The organism is Streptomyces sp. BL1 (genome assembly GCF_057628045.1).
Map to the genome: position 1 here is coordinate 2,693,513 of NZ_JBXYWZ010000002.1, position 15,958 is coordinate 2,709,470.

Below are 15,958 nucleotides of genomic sequence, written 5' to 3' on the forward strand. Positions count from 1 at the left end.
GATGCTGTACGGAGGCCGTCGGAGGCACCCGCTAGTTTGGGGGCCGGTCAGGAGGGAGCTCTTCCAGGTGGAGCGCAGGACAATCGGTGCGGCAGCCCTCGAAGTGGGCGCGGTCGGCCTCGGCTGTATGCCGATGAGCTGGGCGTACTCCACGTCGGAGCAGGACGGCGAGGAGTCGCTGCGCGCGGTGCACGAGGCGCTGGACTCCGGGTCGACGCTGCTGGACACGGCCGACATGTACGGCCCCTTCACCAACGAGCTGCTGGTGGGGCGGGTGTTGAAGGAGCGGCGCGAAGAGGCCTTCGTGTCGACGAAGTGCGGGCTGCTCGCCGGCGAGCAGCACATCGTCGCCAACGGCCGCCCCGGCTATGTGAAACGGGCCTGCGACGCGTCGCTGCGGCGGCTGCAGACCGATGTGATCGACCTCTACCAGCTGCACCGCGCCGATCCTGAAGTGCCCGTCGAGGAGACGTGGGGCGCGATGTCCGAACTCGTCGCCGCGGGCAAGGTGCGCTCGCTGGGCTTCTGCGCCGTGGGCGCGCGGGCCGACCGGCGGGCGGGCTCGGGAACGGCGGGCATACACAGCGCGACGATACGCACGCTGGAGCGCGTACAGCAGGTGTTCCCCGTGAGCAGCGTGCAGGCCGAACTGTCCCTCGGCGCGCGGGAGGCGGTGGGCTCCCTGGTGCCGTGGTGCGAGGCCCGCGGCGTCGGGCTGCTGGCCGCGATGCCGCTGGGCAACGGCTATCTGACGGGCACGCTCACGACGGGCGGCGGCTTCGAGCCGGACGACGTACGGGCGCGGCATCCGCGTTTCACGGCCGAGATGATGGCGGCGAACCAGCCGCTGGTGGCGGGCCTGCGGAGGGTCGCGCGGCGGCACGGGGACGCCGTGACGGAGGCACAGGTGGCGCTGGCGTGGGTGCTGGCGCAGGGGCGGCACGTGGTGCCGGTGCCGGGGACGAAGAAGGCGCGGTGGGCCGTGGAGAACGCGGCCGCGGACCGGCTGACGCTGACCGCCGAGGACATGACGGAACTCACCGCCCTCCCGCCCGCGCAGGGCTCCTGGGACTGACGGGGCCCGGCGATGCGGCCCGGTTTCGTACGGGGGCGGGGTTGCGTCCGGGGCAGGGGTGCGGTCGGGTTGGTCCATGGCCGCCTGGACGTTCTCGCGAAGACGACATCTCCTGACCGGGATCGCCGCAGCCCTGCTGCTGAGCGCGGGCTGCTCGTCGGAGGGCGGGGGCGGTGACGGGCCCGCGGAGGACTCCTCCGCGCCGCCCTCCTCGTCCGCCGCCCCGACCGGCAAGCGCTCCCCCGCGCCCGCCAAGGGGTCCGTGACGGTGGAGCGCACCGTCACGAAGGGGCTCAAGTCGCCCTGGGGGCTTGCCCCGTTGCCCGGCGGCGACCTGCTCGTCTCCTCCCGCGACACCGGCAAGATCTTCCGGATCGGCGGGGACGACGGCAAGAAGACCGAACTCGGCACCGTGCCCGGCGTCTCGGCGGGCGGCGAGGGCGGGCTGCTCGGCATCGCCGTACAGCCCGGCAACGACCGGATGGTGTACGCGTACTTCACGACGGAGTCCGACAACCGCATCGCGCGGATGCTGTACGACGACAAGAAGGACCCCGGCAGCCAGCTCGGTGCCCCCGACACGGTGTTCAAGGGCATTCCCCGGGGCGAGGTCCACAACGGCGGCCGTATCGCCTTCGGTCCGGACCGGATGCTGTACGCCGGCACCGGGGAGACCGGGGACCAGATGCTCGCGCAGGACAAGAAGTCGCCCGGCGGGAAGATCCTCCGGATGACGCCGGAGGGCGAACCGCCGCCGCGCGGCAACCCCTTCCCCGACTCGGTCGTCTACTCGTACGGCCACCGCAACGTCCAGGGACTGGACTGGGACGCGGACAAGCGGCTGTGGGCCGCGGAGTTCGGCCAGGACACCTGGGACGAGCTCAACCGCGTCGAGCCCGGGCGGAACTACGGCTGGCCCGAGACCGAGGGCAAGGAGGGCGGGAAAGGCTTCACCGACCCCGTGGAGCAGTGGCGGACCGCCGACTCCTCGCCGAGCGGACTGGCCGTGGCGAAGGGCTCCGTGTGGATGGCGGGGCTGCGCGGCGAACGGCTGTGGCGCATCCCCCTGAACGGCGCGGAGCCGGCCGCGGAGCCGCAGTCCTTCCTCAGCGGGAAGTACGGACGGCTGCGGACCGTCGTGTCCGACGGAAGCGACGGGCTGTGGCTGGTCACAAACGAAACGGACTCCCGAGGTTCGCCCGAACCGGGCGACGACCGCATCCTGAAACTGAAGGTCAAGTAGCCCGTCCGGTACGGGTGTCGGGTGCCCCGCGCGGCGCGTGCCCCGGCGGCTGCCGGTGCCGCGCACGTGGAGTGCCCCGCAGGTCCGGGTGCCGCGCCGCGAGCGTCAGCGCAGGCCGAGGCGGTGGGCCAGGGCTGCTGCTTCGCCGCGGCCGGAGACCTCCAGTTTGGCGAGGATGTTGGAGACGTGGACGCTCGCCGTCTTCGGTGAGATGAACAGCTCCTCCGCTATCTGCCGGTTGCTGCGGCCCGCCGCGACCAGCCGCAGCACGGACCGCTCGCGCCGGGTCAGCCCGAACGGCTCCGGGTCCGGCGTCTCCTCCGGCGCGGGGCAGTCGTCCCGCAGGGACAGCCGGGCCCGCTCGGCGAGCCCGGCGATCTCCTCCACCAGCGGTGCGGCGCCCAGCCGTTCCGCCGTCTCCCGGCCCTGGCCCAGCAGTTCGCCGGCGCGGGCGCGGTCGCCGTCGGACTCCACCAGCGCCTCGGCCCACCTGTGCCGCACCAGCGCCAGCAGGTACGGCCGCTCCACGCCGGCCATCGCCGTCGCCGCCTCCGACCAGTCGTCCACCGCGGACCGGCCCTCGGCGCGGCCCAGTTCGGCCCGGACCAGCAGCGCGTACGCCGCCCACACCGGTGACGGGTGCGCGAGGCGGCGGGCCGACTGCCGCAGCCGGCCGAGCAGTTCGTCCCGGCCCGCTTTCGCCGCGGGCAGTCCGCGCAGCTCCGCCTCGCCGACGGCCGCCGAGTGCAGCAGGGGCCAGCCGTGCCGGTGCGTACCGGGCGGGAAGCCCAGCTCCAGCTGTTCCTCCAGCAGCAGCCGGGCGGCGGCGAAGTCGCCGCGCCCGTAGGCCAGTTCCAGCTCGATGTGGCGCAGCGGGACCGCCGACTGGGGCGGCATCCGCATCCCGGCCGCTTCCCGTACGGTCACCGCCGCCGCAGCGGCCAGCTCCGACTGCCCGCGCAGCCGCGCCAGCCGGGCCGTCATCAGGGCCGCCCACGTCCGGGTGAGCGAGCTGCGGGCCTCCACCGTGGCCTGCCCGGTGAGCCGCTCCGCCTCCTGCCACTCCCCCATCTCCAGCAGGGAGTCGGCCTGGTTGGCGAGGGCCAGCGAGGCGTGGTTGGGCTGGCCGTGCTCCAGCGCCACCCGGGCGGCCAGGGCCGCGGCTGCCGCCGCCTCTGCGGAGCGGCCGGAGTTCTCCAGCTCGGCGGAGATGTTGACGCCGGCGCGCGCGACGATCCCGAACTCGTGCGCGGCCAGGGCCTCCTCGCGGGCGGCGGCCATCTCGGCGAGGCCCTCGCGGAGGTTGCCCGCGTCGGCCATGAGCGTGCCCAGGGTGATGCGGGCCTGGAGCCGTGTGGTGGTCGCCCCGACGGTACGGGCCAGCTCGACGGCCCGGACCGCGGTGGTCATCGCGTCGACGCCGGGATGGTGCATCATGCCCCAGCCGGCGGCGCCGGCCAGCACCTCGGCGTGCACGGCGGACGGCGGCAGCCCGCGCACCAGCTCCTGCGCCCGGCCGATCTCGTCCCAGCCGTCGCCCCGGCCCAGATCCTCGGTCAGCCGGGAGCGCTGCATCCAGAACCACGCGGCGCGCAGCGGATCGCGGTCACTGTCGACGCCCTGCCCGTCGATGCCGTCGATGCCGTCGAGGGCGCGCCGGGTGAGCGCGAGGGCGCGTTCCAGCTCGCCGCCGGCGCGCGCGGCGACGACGGCTTCCGCGAGCAGGTCCGTGAACGCCAGGGATTCCGCGCCCGGTTCGGCCGCGCACGCCGGATAGACCTCGGCGGCGTCGATGGGCCGCAGCGCGTCCCTGACGTCCTCGGGCACCTCGTGCCACAGCTCGATCGCACGCTCCAGCATGTGGTGCTGCTCGGCGAAGGCGTGCCGGCGGCGGGCCGCGACGGAGGCGGCGAGCACCGCGGGGAGGGCGCGCGCCGCGTCGCGGCCGTGGTACCAGTGGTGCGCCAGCCGGGTCGCGTGCTCCTCCGCGCGCACCAGTGACGGGTCGGCCTCCAGCGCCCGCGCGTACCGCCTGCTGAGCCGGGCTCCCTCGCCGGGCAGCAGATCGTCGGAGACGGCCTCGCGCAGCAGCGCGTGCCGGAAGCGGTATCCCTCGTCGTCCTCGGTGGGCAGCAGGATGTTGGCGCCGACGGCGGCGCGCAGCGCGGACAGCAGGGCATCCTCCGGCAGTTCGCACACCGCGGCGAGCAGCGCGTGCTCCACCCGCGAACCGCCCTGGGCGGCGATGCGCAGCACGTGCTGTGCATCGTCCGGCAGCGCCTCGACGCGGACGAGCAGCAGATCCCGCAGGGAGTCGCTGATGCCGCACTCCGCGTGCGCCCCGCGGTGCGCGGTGAGCTCCTCGACGAAGAACGGATTGCCGTCGGAGCGCTCGAACACCCTCTCCACCAGGGCGTTTTCGGGGTCGGGCACGCCCTGGATGCCGGCTATCTGGGCGCGCACCCCGGCGCGGCTGAGCCGGGCCAGCTCGATCCGGCCGACCGTGCGCAGCCGGTCCAGCTCGGCGAGGAACGGGCGCAGCGGGTGACGCCGGTGGATGTCGTCCGTGCGGTACGTGGCGAGGAGCACGAGCCGGGCTGAGCGGACCGACCGGTGCAGATAGCCGAGCAGTTCGCGGGTGGACCGGTCGGCCCAGTGCAGGTCCTCGATCGCGAGCACGACCGTACGCGACCCGGCGAGGCGCTCCAGCAGCTGAGCGGTCAGCTCGAAGAGGCGGGCCCGCGCCTCCTGTTCGTCGTGTGCGGAGACATGGGCGGGCTCGCGGGGGCCCGGCCCCTCGGGCCAGGGCGTGCCGGGGGCCGGCTCGGGACGGGTGAGGTCGGGCAGCAGCCGGGCCAGCTCCTGCTCCCGGCCGCCCGCTGCGGCGGCCAGCTCCGCGCCGCCGAGCGCGCGGTGCAGTCCGCGCAGCGCCGTCGCGAAGGGCGCGAACGGGAGGCCGTCCGCGCCCAGTTCGAGACAGCCGCCGGTGGCGGTGACCGCGCCCCGGTCACGGGCGCGGGCGAGGAACTCCTCCAGCAGCCGGGTCTTGCCGACCCCGGCCTCGCCGCCGAGCAGCAGCGACTGCGGCTCGGCGGCATCCGGCCGGCCGGCCCGGTCGAGGGCGTCGTCCAGCGCCGCGAGCTCGGCCTCACGGCCGACGAACACGGGGCTGAGCGCGGGGAATCCGGCCTGTGCGGAGTACGGGGTCACGCTGTCCAGAATGACAGCGGGAACTGACATCCGCGGGTCACGCGGCCCTGATCCACCGTGAACGGCCCTTCCGGTGCCGGAAGGTGTGCGACCGGGACGCGCCGCCGGTTCCCGTACCGGAGCGGGGCCCGGCGCCGGAACTGTGCGTCCCGTCCGCGGACTTGGCGTCCTCGGCCCCGGTGTTCTTCGCGCGGACCGCGAGCTCGTGTGCGGCGGCGGCGCGGCGGAGGTCGGCGATGCGGAGGAACGCGGCTTCGTGGCTGTAGTGGGCGAAGTGGCTGTGCGACATGAGGGGCTCCCTGGGCGGTGGTGTCGTCATCGCTGTGTGCGATGACTCCACACTGCTCGCCCAGGCGGCCCCGCCACATCGGCCACGTGCCCCGCCTGCACGCCCCCGGTGCCTTAGTCCCGCGCCCCGGGGGCCTTAGACGGGTACGCGGCCGCGGACGGACAGGCGGCCGGGACCCGTACGGGGACACCCCGGGCCCCGCCTGGGCGGGGCCCGTTCACCGGGGCGCGACGGCCGGTGTGCTTACTGGCCGGGGAGCTTGGGGGCGGGGGCGAAGAGGTCGAGGAACATGCCGCCGGAGACCACGATGCCGATGACGCCGATGATCAGGCCGCCCAGCGCCACGGGCCGGACCCAGGCGGCGGTGCTGCGGCCGCGGCCGGACAGCGCGGCGAGGACCACGCCGCCGACGAGCACCGCGAGGAGGGCGAAGCCGCCGTTGAACACCGCGGTCATGTGCCAGGGGCCGCCGTACATGGACTGGATCTGGTCGCCGCCACCGCCGCCCATCTGGGACTGGATCTGCCCCATGAGCTGCTTGCGCGCCTGCATCATCTCGCCGAGCGAGGTGCCGCTCAGCGAGACGACGCCGAGGGCGGCGCTGACGATGGCGGCGGCGCCGGCGAAGATGCCGCCGCGGCGCTCCGTGGACTCGTCGGCGTCGTCGAGGAGCAGGTCGTCCTCGTCCCCGGCGTGCGCGACGGCCTCGGACTCCGCGGCGGGCTCGTCCTTGCCGGACTTCTCCGCCGTGGCCGTCTTGGTGACCTTCACGGCGTCCTGCGGCTCGGTCTTGTCCGTGCCCTCGGCGCGCTCATCGGTCTTCGGCTCGGCGGCGGAGTCCGCCGCCTTCTTCTGCTCGGTCTTGGTGTTGCTCTCGGTAGCCATGAGGCCCGACCGTAAGGGCCATACCTGAATTTCCCATGAGAACCGCGGGACGCTGTTCCGGAATCGTGATGTCCGGGGTTTCCGGAGGTTCGATGCTGACCCGCGGGAGCCGCTTCTCCAGCCATCCGGGCAGCCACCAGTTGGCGCCGCCGAGCAGGTGCATGAGGGCCGGGACCAGCAGCGTACGCAGGACGAACGCGTCGAGTGCCACGGCCGCGGCGAGCCCCGTGCCGAACATCGCGATGACCCGGTCGCCGCTGAGGACGAACGCGCCGAACACCGCGATCATGATGACGGCCGCCGAGTTGATGACCCGGCCGGTCTCGGCGAGGCCGACCCGTACGGAGCGGGCGTTGTCGCCGGTCCTGCGCCACTCCTCGTACATCCGGCTGACCAGGAAGACCTGGTAGTCCATGGACAGCCCGAAGAGCACCGACACCATGATCACGGGGAGGAAGGGCTCGATGGGCCCGCCGCCGCCGAGGGTGCCGGCGAGGGAGTCGAGGCCGACGGCGTCCAGCGCGCCGCTGCCCCAGCCCCACTGGAAGAGGGCGATGACGATCCCGAACGAGGCGGCCACCGCGAGGACGTTCATGGCCGCGGCCTTGAGCGGGATGCCGATGCTGCGGAAGGCGACGAGCAGCAGCACACAGCCGAGGGCGATGACGACGCCCACGAACAGCGGCAGCTTGCCGAGGATCACGGACGCGAAGTCGTCGTAGCTCGCGGTGAGTCCGCCGACCCGCACCTGGAGGGAGCTACCCTCGGACGCTTCCGGGAGGACGTCGGTGCGCAGCCGTTCCACCAGCTGGGAGGTCTTCTCGTCCTGCGGGGCGCTGTCGGGGACGACGGTGATGACGCCGGTCGTGCCGGAGGTGTTCAGCTCGGCGTCCGAGACCTGTGCCACGCCGGAGCTGCCGCGCAGCCGGTCGGGCAGTTCGTCGAAGGCGACCTTGCCGGCGGCGCCGTCGATCTCGGCGACGAGGGTGAGCGGGCCGTTGGAGCCGGGCCCGAAGCCGTCCGCCATCAGGTCGTACGCCTGCCGGGTGGTGCTCTGCGCGGGCCCGTTGCCCTGGTCGGAGGTGCCGAGGTGGAGGGCGCCGAGGGGGAGCGCGAGGGCGACCATCAAGGTCGCGGCGAGGGCGCCTAGCAGGCGGGGCCTGCGCTCTACGAAGGCGGACCAGCGTGCGGCCAGGCCTGCGCGGGAGGGTGCGGCTTGCGCTGTGGTTTGCGCAGTTCCCCACGCCCCTTTTTCGCGCAGTTCCCCGCGCCCCTTGAGCAGGCGGGCCCGTTCGCGGCGGCTGAGGGCTCGGGGGCCGATCACTCCGAGCAGGGCGGGGAGCAGGGTGACGGAGGCGAGGACCGTGAGGACGACCGTGAGCGAGGCGGCGATGGCGACGCCGTTGAGGAAGCCGAGCCGCAGCACGAGCATGCCGAGGAGCGCGATGCAGACCGTCACTCCCGCGAACACGACGGCGCGTCCCGCGGAGGCGACGGCCCGTCCCGCGGCCTCCGCGACGGGCAGTCCGGCCTTCAGGCCCGCGCGGTGTCTGGTGACGATGAAGAGCGCGTAGTCGATGCCGACGCCGAGCCCGATGAGGGTGCCCAGCATGGGCGCGAAGTCGGCGACGGTCATGGCCCGGCTGAGCAGTCCGATGGAGAGCGTGGCCGTGCCGACGCTCACCACCGCGGTGATCAGCGGCAGCAGCATCGCCGCGAACGAGCCGAAGGCGAGCAGCAGGACGACCGCGGCGACCGCGAGTCCGACCGCTTCGCTGAGGTGTCCGCTCATGCCCTCGGTGGTGGCTATGCCCGCGCCGCCGAGCTCCACTTCGAGCCCGGCGGGGCCGCCCTCCGCCTGCTTGGCGGTGTCGACGACGGCCTGCACCTGCTTCTCGTCCAGCTCGTCGGCGGGCGCGTCGAAGGTGAGGGAGGCGTAGGCGGTACGGGAGTCGGCGCTGATCTGTCCCGCGCCGCCGGCCTCGTACGGGCTGTGCACCGCGGCGACGCCGGGCAGCTTCGCCAGCTCGTCGAGGGTGCCCGCCATCCGCTGTTCGACGACGGAGGTGGCGGCGTCCGCTCCGGCGCTGCGGATGTGCCAGACCACGGTGTCGCTGTCGCCGGCCCTGTCGGGGAATCCGGACTCCAGGAGCTGGGTGGCGCGGCCCGATTCGGTGCCCGGCACCTCGTAGTCGTTCGAGTACGCCGAACCCGTCAGTCCCGCCGCGGTGCCGACCGCCACGAGGACGGCCAGCCACAGGGCGACGACGAGCCTGCGGCGGCGCAGGCACCAGTGGGCAAGGGCGGTCATGACGGCCGTCCTCCTCCGGGTCGGGGGCGTCGAGCGGCCCGTCCCAGTGGGGGTGCGGGGGTGCCGAGCGCGGTCATGCGGCGGATGTGTCCGGTGCAGAATTACAGCCCGAAATGATCCTTTGTGAGTGTTGTGGCAATACCCACAAATCGCTGCGCAGGGCTCCGCACCGGACTCCGCCGTCCCTCGGATCAGCCCGAAACGGACTCGTCGCCGTTCTCTATGTGCCCCATCAGACGGCGCCGGAACGTGTCGTCGCCGCGCGCCGTGAGCAGCAGGTCGTACCAGCCGTGCGCACCGTCGGCGGAGTGCGCGACCGTACGGGCGGCGCCCGCGGCGACACGGACGGTGCGCGGTTTCGCTTCGCTGTACGCGAGGGGCTCCAGGGTCAGTGTGAGCTCCTGCTTCCCCTTGTTGGCGACAGTCAGGTGGAGCTCGCGCCGTTCCGCGTCGAGCCGGGTGCCCACCTGTGCTCCGGCCGCCGCTCCCCGGGCGCTGCCGGCGAACTCGCGGCGGAACCCGTTCGGCCCGGTCACCGTGAAGTCGTACGCGCCGTCCCGCACCGGCACCCGGGCGCCCGCGCTCCCGGTCACGTCGTGGTGCCGCGGCGTCTCGTACTCCTTCGCGTACGGGAAGAGCGTGAAGTGGACGCTCTGTGCGCCGCCGTTGCGCAGGGCGAGCCGGAACACCCCGGCGCCGGCGTCGAACGTGCCGTCGGCGTCCGGCTGGTAGGGCAGTGCGCGAGCCGGCCGGGTGCCCTCCTCCTGGCGGGGCAGCCGCTGGTCGGCGGGCGGCAGCGGGTGCCAGCGGCGGGTGAACTCCGGTACGGGGCCGGGCTGTTCGGCCTCGGGGAGCTTCCGGCCGCGGCCGAAGTCGAAGGCCGCGGTGAGGTCGCCGGTGACGGTGCGCCGCCAGTCGCTGATGTTGGGCTCGCGGACGCCGGTCCACTCCTCCAGGAACCGGATGATCGACGTGTGGTCGAAGACCTGCGAGCAGACGTAACCGCCCACGGTCCAGGGCGAGATGACGGTCATCGGCACGCGCATGCCGAGCCCCGTCGGGCTGCCCTCCCAGAACTCGTCCTCGGTGCCCTCCGGCGGGACGGGCGGCGGCACGTGGTCGAAGAAGCCGTCGTTCTCGTCGTACGTGAGGAACAGCGCGGTGTGCCGCCACACCTCGGGGTGCTTGCCGAGCGCGTCGAGGATCTTGTAGACGAGCGTGGCGCTCTGGATGGGCGAGGAGCCGCCGGGGTGCTCGCTGTCGGCCTCGGACGGCACGATGTACGACACCTCGGGCAGCTCGCCCGCGGCCACGTCGGCGGCGAACTGCCGCGCGGTGCTGCCCGGTTCGCCGCGGAACAGTGCCCGGTCGAAGGTGCGCCGCTCCACCGGGGTGAGCGCCTTCAGGCCCTCCTGGAGCCTGCCGTCCAGCTCCTTGCGCTCCGCCTCGTCCGCGTCCTTCAGCTTGCCGTAGTACGCGGTCATGTTGGTGACGCCGTCGACCTTGGCGAGGGCCTTCTTCATCACCGCCTTGTACGTGGCGTAGAACTCCAGGTTGTTGTCGGTGAAGTTGTCCCACTCCTGGTAGACCCGGTAGCTGTGGCCGGCCTTCTCCAGCCGCTCCGGGTAGGTGGTCCAGTCGTAGCCGGGGTGGGTGTCCTCCTCGTAGCAGTCGTTGTTGACCGCCCGGCCCTTGCCGCCGGGCTCGAAGCCGGTCCAGCCGCTCACGAGGTGGTTGCGGTTGGGGCTGGTGGAGCTGTGGATGGACGAGTGGTACGCGTCGCAGACGGTGAACGTGTCCGCGAGCTCGTAGTGCAGCGGGACGTCCTTGCGGTCGTAATGGGCCATGGTGGCCGCGGTCTTGGCGGTCACCCAGTTGTCCGACCAGCCCTTGTTCCAGGCCTTCACGGCGCCGCCCCAGGAGTGGTCGAGGGCGCCGATGTACTGCAGCTCCTGTTTCTGTTTCTCGGCGGCCTCGCGCACGGAGAACGGCAGCACGGTGCCGACGCCGAGCGCGCCCGGCTGCTCGAACACGCTCTTGCCGCCGGGCAGTTGTACGGCGTTGCGGTCACCGAAGCCGCGGACGCCGCGCAGCATGCCGAGGTAGTGGTCGAAGGACCGGTTCTCCTGCATCAGGACGACCACGTGCCGTATCCCGTCCAGCCCGCCGGCCGTGCCCGCGTCCGGCCCGTCCGGCCCGTCCGGCCCGTCCGGCTGGGCCGCGATCGCCTGGCGCAGCGAGGGTGGCAGCAGCGAGGCGGCTGCGGCGGTGCCCGTTGCGCCTGCGGCGAGGGTGAGGGCTCGACGGCGTGTCATGTCCGGGGCCATGAGGGGCTCCTGTGGGGGGTGGGGGATGTGGTGAAAGCGTGAGCACGGTAGCCACGCGGGGTGACCTCCCTCAATCCTTCTGGCGTCCGCGCGGTGAACGGGGCCCTTGCGGGGGCGGCCCATGCCGGGGTTGCGCAGTTCCCCGCGCCCCTTTCCGCGCCGTTCCCCGCGCCCCTTGTTCGCGCTGTTCCCCGCGCCCCTTACAAGCGCCGCCTCTTGTGCCTGCGTGCGGATGCTGCGCGGGTGCGGCTTGCGCTGGGGTTTGCGCAGTTCCCCGCGCCCCTTTTCGGGGCTTCGCCCCTCTGCGCAGTTCCCCGCGCCCCTTATTTGCCTACGCCCTCGGCCAGGCCTCGGATGAAGTGGCGTTGGCCGAGGAGGAAGACGGCGATCATCGGGAGGGCCGCTATCGTCAGGCCCGCGAAGAGGATGGGCCAGTCTGAGTTGAGGCGGCCGGCCATGTCGGCGAGGCCGACGGGCAGTGTCTTCAGCTTGTCGTCGGTCACGAAGACCAGCGCGAAGGCGTACTCGTTCCAGCAGAACAGCGTCTGCAGCATCGCCGCCGACACCAGGATGGGCCGCGACATGGGCACGACGACCCGCCAGAAGGTCTGCCAGCGGCTCGCCCCGTCGAGGTGCGCCGCCTCCTCCACCTCGGCGGGCAGGCTCATCAGATGGGCCCGGATCAGGAACGTCGTGAACGGCACCTTGAACGCGGTGTAGAGCACGATCAGCGCCCAGTACGTGTCGTAGATGTGCAGCGCCTGGAGCAGTTGCGCGAGCGGGACGAGGGCGACCGTCGGCGAGAGCATCATGCCGCCGAGCACCAGCAGCAGCGCGGGCTGCGCGAGCGGGATGTCGAGCCGGGTCAGCCCGTACGCGGCCCAGGCGCTGATGAGCACGACCGCCAGCACGCTGGCGCTGGTCACCAGCGCGCTGTTGAGGAGGTAGCGCAGCACGCCCTGGTTCCAGGCCTCCGCGTACGTGTCCCAGTGCGGGTCGGACGGCAGCGACCAAGGGGCGGAGAACAGCTCGCCGTTGGTCTTCAGACCGGACAGCGCCATCCAGCACAGCGGGTAGAGGACGGCCACCGCGAGCGCGGCGAGCCCGCAGTACGCGAACACCCGGAGCAGCACGCCGGGCCGCTGCCGTACGGAGGAGACGCCGCTCCCACGGCGGCCGCCGGTACGGGGTGCGGGGACCTTCCGGGTGCCGCCGGTCTCCTGCTGCCGGCCCCGGTGCCGTTCGCCGTCGAGAGTGAGGCTCATGCTTCGACCGCCTTCCGCCGCGAGTAGTACAGCTGTGCCGCACCCGCGACGAAGGTGAGCACGAACAGCACGGTGCCGACCGCCGCCGCGTAGCCCATGTCGTCGCCGGTGAAGGCACTGGTGTAGAGCCATGTGCCGAGCACCTGGCTGGAGTTGGAGGGGCCGCCGCCGGTCATCACCATCACCTCGTTGAACACCAGGAACGCCCCGGAGACGGTGAGGATGATGAGCAGGGTGGTCATCTGACGGACCATCGGCACGGTGACCGTGAAGAAGGTACGGATGCGGCCGGCCCCGTCCACGTACGCGGCCTCGAACAGTTCGCGCGGGATGCGCTGCACGGCCACCGTGAGCAGCAGTGTGGTGTAGCCGAACGACTGCCACTGGCTCATCCCGATGACGCCCCAGATGGCGGTGCCGGGCTGTCCGAGCCAGTCGTGCTGGAGCGCTTCCAGGCCGATTCCGCCGAGGAGGCTGTTCACGAGGCCGGGGTCGGGCTGGAGCAGGAACTGGAAGAGCAGCCCCGCAACCGTCATGGAGACGGCGGCGGGGACGACGTACAGGGTGCGCAGCAGTCCGCCCAGCCGGCGGCCGACCAGTTCCTCCAGGACCGCGGCGAGCACCAGGGCCGCGCCGACCTGGAAGGTGACCGAAGTGGCCGCGAAGAAGAGGTTGTTGACCAGCGCCTTCCAGAACACCGGGTCCTCGAAGGCCTGCACGTAGTTGTCCAGGCCGACGAACCGGGTGCCCGGCTGGAAGACGCTGAACTTCAGCAGGCTGAGCCGGAGGTTCTCGACGATCGGGTAGTAGACGAAGACCGCGATCAGCGCGAGGGCCGGTGCCGCCCAGAGCGCGTGCCGGATCCGGCGGACCGTACGGGCCGCGCCGGCCCCGCCGGCCGTACGGCGTTCCGCGGTCCGCGGTGCGGGCAGTGCCGTCATCGTGCGCCTCCTCGGTTCTGCGCGGAGAAGCGGTACGCCTTCTCGGCTCCGTCCCGTACCTGCCGCATGGCGCCGTCCGGGGTGGTACTGCCTGCCAGCACCGAATCGGCCGCGGCCAGATAGGGGTTGACGACCTTGTTGTCCGTACGGGTGTCGAGCCACACCGACATCCGGCGCCGGTCGAGCATCCGCTGCGCGGCGCCGAGGCCGCGGACCGTGCCGGCGTCCGAGGTGTCCTTCACCGCGCTGAGCCAGCCGAGTTCCTTCACCATCCGGCGGGCCTGCGGGCGGGCGGTGAGGAACTTCAGGAAGTCCACGGCGAGCGCCTTGTGCGGCGAGGCGTTGGAGACCATCAGCCCGTCGGTGCCGCCGGCCACGGCCCGCGGGTCTCCCCCGCTGCCGGCTCCCGACGGCATGGGGAAGAAGTCCCAGTCGTGCGCGAACGAGGCGGGCGCGCCGCCCTGTTCGGTGAGGAAGGGGAACTCGATGGTCTCCAGATACTGCATGGCGGCCTTGCCGTAGACCAGCCGGGCCTGCGCGTTCTCGTGGCTCTGGCTGGCGCCGCCGGGCGCGAAGCAGCGCTGCTTCAGCTGCCGCAGCTTCTCGAAGGCGCGCCGGTAGCCGGGGTGCCGGAACGTACCGCTGTGCCGCGTCGCATAGTCCCGCTTCAGGGTGGCGGCCGGCACTTCCGTGGCGTTCAGCTGGGTGAGCATGTGGCCGACGGGCCAGCCGAACTGGTTGCCGAAGGTGATCGGTACGTAGCCCGCGTCCTTGATGCGGTCACAGGCGTCCAGCAACTGCGGGAAGGTGCGCGGCTTTCCGTGCACCCCGGCCTTGCGGAAGATCCGCTTGCTGTACGCGAAGACCTTCCCGTCGAGGGTCACCGGCACGCCGTAGTTCCGTCCGCCGTAGCGGTAGGCGTGCAGGGCGTCCGGACTGAAGGAGCGCCCCCACGCGGTGCCTTTCAGCTGCTTCGTGAGATCGGCGGCGAGCTTCCCGTCGGCGAACTTGCCCGCGTACTGGCCGGGCCAGGCGAAATAGATGTCGGGCAGGTCGCGGGACGCGGCGAGCGCGGCGATCCGGTCCTTGTACGGCTGGTCGCCGACAGCCTGCAGATCGATGCTGACGCCGGGATTCCGCTTCTCGTACTCGCGCGCCATCTTCTTGAAGTACGGCGCGTACTGCGGGTCGGCCCACTTCTCCAGAACGGTGAGGTGACCGTGCGGACGGCCCTGCAGCGTCAGGTCGTTGGCCGTCGTGCGGACGGGGGCCTGCCCGCAGCCGCTCACGGCGCCCAGGGTGAGGACGAGGAGGAGCGCGAGCAGAGGGGACGTTCGGGCGGAGCGCATCAGGAGTCACCTCGCGGGGGCGGCGGTCCGGTCGGGGAAGGCCAGGGGACGCCCGAACGCGCCCTCCCGGGTACAGACTTCGGCGGCGTACGCGGCGGCCTGCGCCGCGGCGTCCGGCACGGCGGCGCCGGAGTGCAGGGCGACGAGCAGCCGGGCGACGAAGGAGTCGCCGGCGCCCAGCGTGTCCACGGCCTCGACGGGCGTGACCGGCTGGAGGTGCGGGGTGCCGTTCCCTTCGCGGGAGACGACTGCGCCGCGCTCGCCGCGGGTCACGGTCACGGTTTCCGGGCCCGCCCGGTGTGCGGCCTCGATCAGCGCGGCGGCCGCCTCGTCGTCGGCGCCGGGACGGGACAGCACGGCGTACCGCACGTGCGGCAGCAGCGGCTCCACGTACTCCCAGGGCTGGTCGGAGAAGTCGTAGCTGACTGGGCAGACGTCCGCGAGCCGCGGCAGCTGCTCCTCCAGGCGGCTGCAGTCGCCGGTGTGCAGCAGGTCGAAACCGGCCAGCCAGTCGAGGTCGGCGGCGTCCGGCACGAACCGGGAGACGCCCTCGTCGGAGCCGGTGAAGTGCCGGTTGCCGCCCGCGTCGAGATGGACGGTGGCGTACGCGGTGGGGCCCGGCGCGGTGCGGGCCCGCTCGGTGGAGACGCCCTCCTCGGCGAGCGCGGCACGGATGTGCCGGCCGGCGGCGTCGTCGCCCGTGACCCCGAGATAGGCGGCTTCGGCGCCTGAACGGGCGGCGTGCACGGCGACGTTGAGGGCGTTGCCGCCGGGGTACATCAGGCCGCGCTGCGGGTAGCGGTCGACGACGTTGTCGCCGACTCCGCAGATGCGCATCGTGGTGCTCTCCGATCTTTGGGGGGGGGTGGGGTTGGGCGTGGGTGGGGTGGGGCGTGAGGGGGCGCTGGTTGGTTGTGCGGGGGGTGGGGCTGGTGGCTCCGGGGGACCCCGGGGCGGCATGATTTACGGGCCGCGCCACCCGTCATGTCCGGGCTGGGCGGTCATTGGCTGTGCACGGCCCGAAAATCACGCTTCAGTGCCCCGGGGCGCCCCCTGCGCCCCC

11 protein-coding genes are annotated in these 15,958 nt (G+C 72.7%); 2 read left to right on the forward strand and 9 right to left on the reverse strand.

Annotation, left to right across the window (positions count from 1 at the left end):
* Positions 1–67: 67 nt before the first annotated feature.
* Both AC3AGO_RS11795 and AC3AGO_RS11800 read left to right on the forward strand, forming a co-directional pair.
* Entirely contained in the window at positions 68–1,075 is a 1,008-nt protein-coding gene (locus AC3AGO_RS11795) for an aldo/keto reductase (protein WP_487820115.1), read from the forward strand.
* Between the two features lie 76 nt (positions 1,076–1,151).
* Positions 1,152–2,318, forward strand: coding sequence for a PQQ-dependent sugar dehydrogenase (locus AC3AGO_RS11800; protein ID WP_487820116.1), 1,167 nt, complete (start codon positions 1,152–1,154; stop codon positions 2,316–2,318).
* 105 nt (positions 2,319–2,423) lie between these two features.
* Here the strand turns inward: AC3AGO_RS11800 and AC3AGO_RS11805 are convergent, their stop codons facing one another.
* From AC3AGO_RS11805 to AC3AGO_RS11845, 9 genes are all read right to left on the reverse strand, one after another.
* Complete coding sequence (locus AC3AGO_RS11805) at positions 2,424–5,558, reverse strand: helix-turn-helix transcriptional regulator (RefSeq protein ID WP_487820117.1); 3,135 nt, start codon at positions 5,556–5,558, stop codon at positions 2,424–2,426.
* A 7-nt stretch (positions 5,559–5,565) separates the two neighbouring features.
* Positions 5,566–5,817 carry a hypothetical protein gene (locus AC3AGO_RS11810; RefSeq protein WP_487820118.1) on the reverse strand — a complete coding sequence of 84 codons (252 nt, stop codon included), beginning with the start codon at positions 5,815–5,817 and terminating at the stop codon, positions 5,566–5,568.
* 243 nt (positions 5,818–6,060) lie between these two features.
* Entirely contained in the window at positions 6,061–6,702 is a 642-nt protein-coding gene (locus tag AC3AGO_RS11815; protein WP_487820119.1) for a hypothetical protein, read from the reverse strand.
* Entirely contained in the window at positions 6,629–9,013 is a 2,385-nt protein-coding gene (locus tag AC3AGO_RS11820; protein WP_487820120.1) for an MMPL family transporter, read from the reverse strand. Before AC3AGO_RS11820 ends, AC3AGO_RS11815 begins: the two co-directional genes overlap by 74 nt.
* Before the next feature lie 191 nt (positions 9,014–9,204).
* Complete coding sequence (locus tag AC3AGO_RS11825) at positions 9,205–11,340, reverse strand: phosphocholine-specific phospholipase C (RefSeq protein ID WP_487820121.1); 2,136 nt, start codon at positions 11,338–11,340, stop codon at positions 9,205–9,207.
* A gap of 323 nt (positions 11,341–11,663) precedes the next feature.
* Complete coding sequence (locus tag AC3AGO_RS11830; RefSeq protein WP_487820122.1) at positions 11,664–12,605, reverse strand: carbohydrate ABC transporter permease; 942 nt, start codon at positions 12,603–12,605, stop codon at positions 11,664–11,666.
* A complete protein-coding gene (locus AC3AGO_RS11835) occupies positions 12,602–13,546 on the reverse strand; it encodes a carbohydrate ABC transporter permease (RefSeq protein ID WP_487820123.1) in 945 nt (314 codons plus the stop codon). Before AC3AGO_RS11835 ends, AC3AGO_RS11830 begins: the two co-directional genes overlap by 4 nt.
* Positions 13,543–14,895 (reverse strand): ABC transporter substrate-binding protein, encoded by a 1,353-nt coding sequence (locus tag AC3AGO_RS11840; RefSeq protein ID WP_487820124.1) that lies wholly within the window; start codon positions 14,893–14,895, stop codon positions 13,543–13,545. Before AC3AGO_RS11840 ends, AC3AGO_RS11835 begins: the two co-directional genes overlap by 4 nt.
* Before the next feature lie 6 nt (positions 14,896–14,901).
* Positions 14,902–15,732, reverse strand: coding sequence for a PfkB family carbohydrate kinase (locus AC3AGO_RS11845; RefSeq protein WP_487820125.1), 831 nt, complete (start codon positions 15,730–15,732; stop codon positions 14,902–14,904).
* Positions 15,733–15,958 lie beyond the last annotated feature (226 nt).

What these genes read in the sequence shown, in the direction of transcription:
- AC3AGO_RS11820 (WP_487820120.1), bottom strand. Translation starts at nt 9,013, where the DNA reads ATGACCGCCCTTGCCCACTGGTGCCTGCGCCGCCGCAGGCTCGTCGTC.
- AC3AGO_RS11825 (WP_487820121.1), bottom strand. Translation starts at nt 11,340, where the DNA reads ATGGCCCCGGACATGACACGCCGTCGAGCCCTCACCCTCGCCGCAGGC.
- AC3AGO_RS11815 (WP_487820119.1), bottom strand. Translation starts at nt 6,702, where the DNA reads ATGGCTACCGAGAGCAACACCAAGACCGAGCAGAAGAAGGCGGCGGAC.
- AC3AGO_RS11800 (WP_487820116.1), top strand. Translation starts at nt 1,152, where the DNA reads ATGGCCGCCTGGACGTTCTCGCGAAGACGACATCTCCTGACCGGGATC.
- AC3AGO_RS11810 (WP_487820118.1), bottom strand. Translation starts at nt 5,817, where the DNA reads ATGTCGCACAGCCACTTCGCCCACTACAGCCACGAAGCCGCGTTCCTC.
- AC3AGO_RS11835 (WP_487820123.1), bottom strand. Translation starts at nt 13,546, where the DNA reads ATGACGGCACTGCCCGCACCGCGGACCGCGGAACGCCGTACGGCCGGC.
- AC3AGO_RS11805 (WP_487820117.1), bottom strand. Translation starts at nt 5,558, where the DNA reads ATGTCAGTTCCCGCTGTCATTCTGGACAGCGTGACCCCGTACTCCGCA.
- AC3AGO_RS11830 (WP_487820122.1), bottom strand. Translation starts at nt 12,605, where the DNA reads ATGAGCCTCACTCTCGACGGCGAACGGCACCGGGGCCGGCAGCAGGAG.
- AC3AGO_RS11845 (WP_487820125.1), bottom strand. Translation starts at nt 15,732, where the DNA reads ATGCGCATCTGCGGAGTCGGCGACAACGTCGTCGACCGCTACCCGCAG.
- AC3AGO_RS11840 (WP_487820124.1), bottom strand. Translation starts at nt 14,895, where the DNA reads ATGCGCTCCGCCCGAACGTCCCCTCTGCTCGCGCTCCTCCTCGTCCTC.